At 62.2% G+C, this 6,450-nt stretch carries 5 protein-coding genes and 3 pseudogenes; 2 read left to right on the top strand and 6 right to left on the bottom strand.

The features are described from left to right. On the bottom strand, positions 1 to 395 hold a 395-nt coding region (locus JCM25156_RS08010; RefSeq protein WP_025812708.1), incomplete at its 3' end, for a glutamate--tRNA ligase family protein. Between the two features lie 220 nt (positions 396 to 615). Here JCM25156_RS08010 and JCM25156_RS08005 point away from each other — a divergent pair. Continuing rightward, positions 616 to 1,176, top strand: coding sequence for an HNH endonuclease (locus JCM25156_RS08005; protein ID WP_025812707.1), 561 nt, complete (start codon positions 616 to 618; stop codon positions 1,174 to 1,176). Between the two features lie 8 nt (positions 1,177 to 1,184). Here JCM25156_RS08005 and JCM25156_RS08000 read toward each other — a convergent pair whose 3' ends face one another. After that, complete coding sequence (locus JCM25156_RS08000; RefSeq protein ID WP_025812706.1) at positions 1,185 to 1,496, bottom strand: hypothetical protein; 312 nt, start codon at positions 1,494 to 1,496, stop codon at positions 1,185 to 1,187. A 381-nt stretch (positions 1,497 to 1,877) separates the two neighbouring features. Between JCM25156_RS08000 and hpnR the strand changes: the two are divergent. Further along, positions 1,878 to 3,421: pseudogene (gene hpnR, locus JCM25156_RS22630) on the top strand (hopanoid C-3 methylase HpnR). Between the two features lie 177 nt (positions 3,422 to 3,598). Here hpnR and JCM25156_RS07990 read toward each other — a convergent pair. The 4 genes and pseudogenes from JCM25156_RS07990 to JCM25156_RS27890 all read right to left on the bottom strand — a co-directional run bounded on the left by JCM25156_RS07990 (position 3,599) and on the right by JCM25156_RS27890 (position 6,333). Then, the gene (locus JCM25156_RS07990) at positions 3,599 to 4,045 is read right to left on the bottom strand and encodes a SufE family protein (protein ID WP_025812705.1); all 447 of its coding nucleotides are present in this window, start codon (positions 4,043 to 4,045) and stop codon (positions 3,599 to 3,601) included. 72 nt (positions 4,046 to 4,117) lie between these two features. Then, positions 4,118 to 5,430 (bottom strand): annotated as a pseudogene (gene hslU / locus JCM25156_RS22625) (ATP-dependent protease ATPase subunit HslU). After that, positions 5,430 to 6,020, bottom strand: a pseudogene (hslV, locus tag JCM25156_RS22620) (ATP-dependent protease subunit HslV). The pseudogenes hslU and hslV overlap by 1 nt, the downstream one beginning before the upstream one ends. 64 nt (positions 6,021 to 6,084) lie before the next feature. Then, entirely contained in the window at positions 6,085 to 6,333 is a 249-nt protein-coding gene (locus JCM25156_RS27890; RefSeq protein ID WP_407637116.1) for a response regulator, read from the bottom strand. Positions 6,334 to 6,450 lie beyond the last annotated feature (117 nt).

Below are 6,450 nucleotides of genomic sequence, written 5' to 3'. Positions count from 1 at the left end.
CCCGGATCCATGTCACGGCAGGTGCCGGGATAGATCATGGCCCCATCGGGCGCGTGGTGGGGCGCGCCCGCCGCCTCCATGATATCGCGCCGGGTGCAGAAGCATGGATAAAGCAGGCCACGCGCCGCCAGCGCATCCAGCACGCGGCGGTATTCCGCCATGTGCAGCGACTGGCGGCGCACGGGACGCGGCCACGACAGGCCGAGCCATTCCAGATCCGTGTACAGACCGGTAATGAATTCCGGCCTGCAGCGCACCGTGTCAATATCTTCCACCCGCAGGAGGAACGTGCCGCCCGACTCCATGGCCGCGCGCCACCCCGCCAGCGCCGACGCAACATGGCCGAGGTGCAGGTGCCCCGTCGGACTGGGGGCGAAACGGGTAATTTCTGTCATTCCCATGGCAAAACAGGTATATAGCGAAAAACCGCCCCTGTTTCCTCTTTTCGTGGGCGTGTAACCGGGTGGAGGCGGCCTGACCGCCATGGGTTGCCACACCCGGCGGGGTCTGCAATTAATTTGGAAGTTACCTGACGACGACGCACTTCACAGGCGTTCGCTTCGGAACAGAGTATGCCTGAGAACTGTGCGTCGGCATTCGGAAAGGAATGCGTCCGTGCCCTGTGACAGTCAATACCTGCCAGCCCTGGTCCTGAATGCCGATTTCAGGCCGCTTTCCTATTACCCGCTCTCCCTATGGTCATGGCAGGACACCATCCGCGCCGTATGGCTCGACCGCGTATCGGTGCTGAGCGAATATGACACGGTTGTCCGCTCCCCCACCCAGAGCCTGCGCCTGCCCAGCGTGATCGCACTGAAAGACTACATCCCCACCGCCCGCAAGCCCGCCTTCACCCGCTTCAACGTCTTCCTGCGCGACAATTTTTCCTGCCAGTACTGCAATACCCGCTTCCCCACGCAGGAACTGACATTCGACCACGTCATTCCCCGCAGCAAGGGCGGCCGCACCAGTTGGGAAAACGTGGTGACCGCGTGCAGCCCGTGCAACCTGATCAAGGGATCGTACATGCCGCACCAGATCCGCATGTACCCCAACCGCACGCCCATACGCCCATCCAGCCGCAGGCTACAGGAAAACGGCCGCGCCTTCCCTCCCAACTACCTGCATGAAAGCTGGCGCGACTATCTGTACTGGGATACCGAACTGGAGAACTAGGCGGGCAACTATCTGGTGTAGCTGTAGTCGTACTGGTCCGCCAGCTTCTGCAGATCCGGCGCGCCACGCAGGTTGAGCGGCAGCGGGTGCGAATGCTTGTTTTCCGCAAAGACGATGTTGTGATCGCTCATGCGCTGGCAGGTATTGGCGGCGATGGGAAAGCTGAGCTGCATGGCCGTGCCCATCTGCTCGCGCAGGCATTTTACATCGTTCTGGAACGGCTTGCGCCCGATTTCCGGTGTACATGCGCCCAGCACAACCAGACCGCATGCCAGCAGCCCGAGCCGGACGGGCAGTTTTTCCACAAGTTTCAGCTTCATCTCGACCCCGTCGCTTAAGCGGCGCCACACTGCCACGAAAGCGCCAGCGGCGATAGGGGACACAGCCCCGCCCCTTACCCGCCGTGCCCGTAACGCATGGGTGCCTTACGTGAAATGCCGGTTACGGAAATCACGCCCGCCATGCAGGGAATACCCCGGATCACGCATAGGTATTATCTGCATGCATAGGTGATATTACCGTGAACCGGATGACAGGGGGCGGTTATATTGCCACCCTCACTCGTTATTCTGATTTTTTGTAAATCATGCGTGATATATAAGAATTATAAATACAGGACTCCCTGACTGTAAATTTGCTTCAGGATTGCGTATGCCTGTCACGCATTGTCACCGTCCCCCATCGATGCCTGAGGTAGAAGAATGAGATTACTGGCCGTCCATCCAAGCTCACTCATGTACACAAAGGTCTTCCTGCGTCTCGAACCGCTGGGGCTTGAACTGGTTGCCGGCGCCGCGCGCAACAAGGGACATGAGGTGGACATCATCGACCTGCAGGTCGAAAAGCACGCGGATTACTGGGAACGGATCGAAAAGTTCCGACCGCACGCGGTCTGCTTTTCGGGCAACTACCTGGCCAATGTTCCCGAAATCATCGACCTGTGCAAGGAAACGCGCCGGCGCCTGCCCAACGTGTTCCTGTTCATGGGCGGTCATTCCATCTCGTTCATCGCGCGTGATGTGCTTTCCCTGTCCGATGGGGCGGTCAACTGCGTCCTGAAGGGCGAAGGCGACGCCACCGTCGGCCTGCTGCTGGAAGCATGGGAACAGGGCCGCGACCTGACCACCGTGCCCGGCGTCGTGACCATGGATGGCGAAGGCCCGCCGCCCATCTTCGTGGAAACGCTGGATGAGGTCCGCCCCGCGCGTGACCTGCTGCGCCATCGCCGCAAATACTTCATCGGCACGCTGGACCCGGCGGCATCCATCGAATTCGCGCGCGGCTGCCCGTGGGATTGCACGTTCTGCAGTGCATGGACCTTCTACGGCCGCTCCTACCGCACCGCCAGCGCCGAGGTGATTGGCGAGGAACTGCAGGAAATCAAGGAACCCGGCATCTTCATCGTGGATGACGTGGCCTTCGTGCATGCCGAACACGGCCTGGCCATCGCCAACGAGATCAAGCGCCGCAACATCCAGAAGGAATATTACCTTGAAACCCGCGCGGACGTGCTGCTGCGCAACAAGGAAGTTTTCCGCGTCTGGAAGGATATCGGGCTGAGCTACATCTTCATCGGGCTGGAAGCCGTGGATGCGGAGGGGCTGAAGCGGTTCCGCAAGCGCGTCTCGATGGACCGTAACTTCGAGGCGCTGGACTACGCCCGCTCGCTGGACCTGATCGTCGCGATCAACCTGATCGCCGATCCGTCATGGGATCGCGAACGCTTCGAGGTGATCCGCCAGTGGTGCCTGGAAATTCCGGACATCGTGAACATTTCGGTTACCACCCCCTATCCCGGCACCGAGATATGGGAAAGCGAGTCCCGCAAGCTGACCACGCGTGATTACCGCCTGTTCGACATCCAGCACGCCGTGATGCCGACCACCCTGCCGCTGAACGAGTTCTATGAGGAACTGGTCAAGACCCAGCAGATCCTGAACAACAAGCATCTGGCTGGAGCGCGATCAAGGACACGCTGGGCATTGCGCTGCGTCTGGCGCTGCGCGGGCAGACCAACTTCCTGACCATGATCTGGAAGTTCAATTCGGTCTTCAACCCGAAGCTGCAGATGGCCGATCACGCGCAGAAGCCGAAATACGAAATGCCGCTCAAGCCCGAAGGCACGGACCAGAAGGTCGATCGCAAGACGCTGTACGTGCATGGCCCCGCTGGCCGCAAATCGCGCAAGCTGGATGACGATACCGAAAAGTTCGTGGATGAAACCCGCATGAGCACGGTTGACTGACCACGCGGACAGACTGAAATGAAAAAAGGCCGGTTGCTTATGCACCGGCCTTTTTTCATGTCCTTATGCAGCCACTCCACGGCCCCATGCGCGGGAAAGCCCCCGTTTCTTTTTTATCATGTGCGATAACGCAAAAGGCGGCGTTTCCTGAAGCTTTCTTCTGATTTACAGGGCGCTTTACGCGATCGGCAGGGCCGCTGCCGCCTTGCGGATGGCCTGCGCCATGGCTTCCACCCCGTTGCCCCGGTTGGTGGATAGCGCCTGCACCAGCCCGAGGTCACGCAGGAAGCCCGGATCGGTCGCGAGTATTTCTTCCCGGCTGCGACCGGAATAGACCCGCAGCAGCAGCGCCACCAGACCGGACACGATGGCCGCATCCGATGCCCCGGCCAGATACAGGACGCCATCCTTTGGCTGGGCTTCCATCCATACCTGGCTCTGGCAGCCCGGCACGCGGTGCGCGTCGTCCTGCCATTGTGGCGGAAAGGGCGGCAGCTTGCGGCCCAGTTCTATGATGTACTGGTACCGCTGCATCCAGTCATCGAACAGAGCCAGTTCATCACCAATCTCGGCAATGGCGTCAGCGGCGGTATCGTCCTCGGGCTTTACGAAGGGGTCGGTCATCATCTTTCCTGTTACGCGTGAAATCGGTCAGGCCCCGCGCACCGGTGGCCCGACCGTAACCCTGTCGCCGCCTTACAGGATAAAGCGGCTCAGATCACCCTTGCTGGCCAGCGGGGCGACCTTGTCGCGCACGTCGCCCGCGTCGATGACAACGGCCTGCCCCGCGCGGTCCGCAGCGGTGAAGGACACCTCTTCCAGCAGGCGTTCCAGCACGGTGGCAAGACGCCGCGCGCCGATATTCTCAACCCGTTCATTGATGTCCGCCGCCAGTTCCGCCAGCGCGTCGATCGCATCGTCACTGAAGGACAGCGTAACCTTTTCCGTGCCCATCAGCGCCACATACTGCTGGAGCAGGGAATGTTCCGGCTCGGTCAGGATACGGCGCAGATCCTCACGCGTCAGCGACGCCAGTTCCACCCGGATGGGCAGACGCCCCTGCAGTTCGGGCAGCAGGTCGGAGGGCTTGGCGATATGGAACGCGCCGGAGGCGATGAACAGGATATGATCCGTGCGCACGGGGCCGTATTTGGTGGAGACGGTCGTGCCCTCGATCAGCGGCAGCAGGTCGCGCTGCACCCCTTCACGCGAGACATCGCCGCCGCGCGAGCCGCCTTCGGATGCGCGGGCGCAGACCTTGTCGATCTCGTCCAGGAAAACAATGCCATGATCCTGCGCATGGATCACGGCCTCCCGCGTCAGGGCGTCGGTATCGAGCATCTTGTCCGCTTCCTGCCGGATCAGGGCAGCGCGCGCGGCCGCGACCGTCATGCGGCGCTGCTGCGGCATGCGGTTCATGAAGCCCTTCATCATGTCGGAGAAATTGATGACGGCGCCCGGCGTCATGTTCGGCATGTCCGCGGGCGACGGACTGCCGCCCTCGGCAATCGAAATCTCGACTTCCTTGGTCTCCAGTTCCCCCGCGCGGAGCATGCGCCGGAACTTGTTCTTCGTCTCGGCGGAGGCCCCTTCCCCACCAATGCGTCCAGAAGCAGGTTTTCCGCCGCGAGTTCGGCCTTCGCCTCCACATCCTTGCGGCGCAGGTCGCGCAGCATGTTGATCGAGACTTCCACCAGATCGCGCACGATGCTTTCCACATCGCGGCCCACGTAACCCACCTCGGTAAACTTGGTGGCCTCGACCTTCAGGAACGGGGCCTGCGCCAGTTTGGCCAGGCGGCGCGCGATCTCGGTCTTGCCGCAGCCGGTCGGCCCGATCATGAGGATGTTCTTGGGCACGACCTCCTCACGCATCGCGGCAGGCAGTTGCGCGCGCCGCCAGCGGTTGCGCAGCGCGATGGCGACCGCCCGCTTGGCGTCGCCCTGACCGATGATGTAGCGATCGAGTTCGGATACGATCTCACGCGGGGAATGATTGGGAAGTTCCATTACGCCGCTCCGTCCTGCGTATCCGTGCCCAGTGTCTCCACAATGACGGAATGGTTGGTATAGACACAGATGTCACCGGCGATCTTCATGGAGCGCCGTGCGATGTCCACCGCGCCAAGCCCCTCGATCCCCAGCAGCGCGCGCGGCGGACAGCGCGTAATTGCCCCCCGACCCGATGGCGATGATGCCATCCTCTGGCTCCAGCACGTCGCCATTGCCGGTCAGGGTAAAGGAGCGTTCGGCGTCGGCCACGGCCATCATGGCTTCCAGCGACGCAGGTAGCGGTCGGTGCGCCAGTCCTTGGCCAGTTCGACACAGGCGCGTTCAAGCTGGTTGGGGTAGCGTTCAAGCTTGTTTTCAAGCCGTTCCAGCAGGGTGAAGGCATCCGCCGTGGCCCCGGCGAACCCCGCGAGGATCTGCCCCGTGGGGCCGATCCGGCGCACCTTGCGCGCATTGCCCTTGATGACGGTGGCGCCCAGCGTCACCTGTCCATCGCCGGCCATGGCCACCTGGCCTGCGCGCCGGACACACAGAATGGTCGTACCATGCCACCCGACCGGGTCATGGGGAGATGAATGATGATCTTGCATGGTGTATAGAGATAAAACCTTCTTCTGCCAGCGCAAGGGGCATCCGCCCCATGCAGGCATGCCCTCATGCCTCCTGCGCCGCGCGGTTCATGATCCGGTCGATATGGGCGGCAAGATCGGCGCGGGTGAAGGGCTTGTGCATGACATCGGCGCTGCCCGCGGGCAATGCGCCCGCATTGGCGTAGCCGGTCAGGTACAGCACGCGCAGGCCGGGACGCAGGGCCTGCAGGCGATGCGCCGTCTCCAGCCCGCCCATGCCCGGCATCATGACATCCATGATCACGAGATCAATCGGCCCCATCCCCTGCTCCATGGCCTGCCACGGCTTCCGGCCCGCTGGCGTATTCGCGCACGTCATGCCCGCGCGCGCGCAGGAACCCCGGCGGTAACCGCGCGCACCCCCGGTTCGTCATCCACCACCATGACATGC

The organism is Komagataeibacter kakiaceti JCM 25156 (assembly GCF_000613305.1).
The sequence above is the reverse complement of the archived record's forward strand: the minus strand, read 5'-3'. Positions and strand labels throughout refer to the sequence as shown.

Bases quoted from the DNA above. Each gene is read 5' to 3' on its own strand.
- JCM25156_RS08000 (WP_025812706.1), bottom strand. From the start codon at position 1,496: ATGAAGCTGAAACTTGTGGAAAAACTGCCCGTCCGGCTCGGGCTGCTG.
- JCM25156_RS27890 (WP_407637116.1), bottom strand. From the start codon at position 6,333: ATGGAGCAGGGGATGGGGCCGATTGATCTCGTGATCATGGATGTCATG.
- JCM25156_RS07990 (WP_025812705.1), bottom strand. From the start codon at position 4,045: ATGACCGACCCCTTCGTAAAGCCCGAGGACGATACCGCCGCTGACGCC.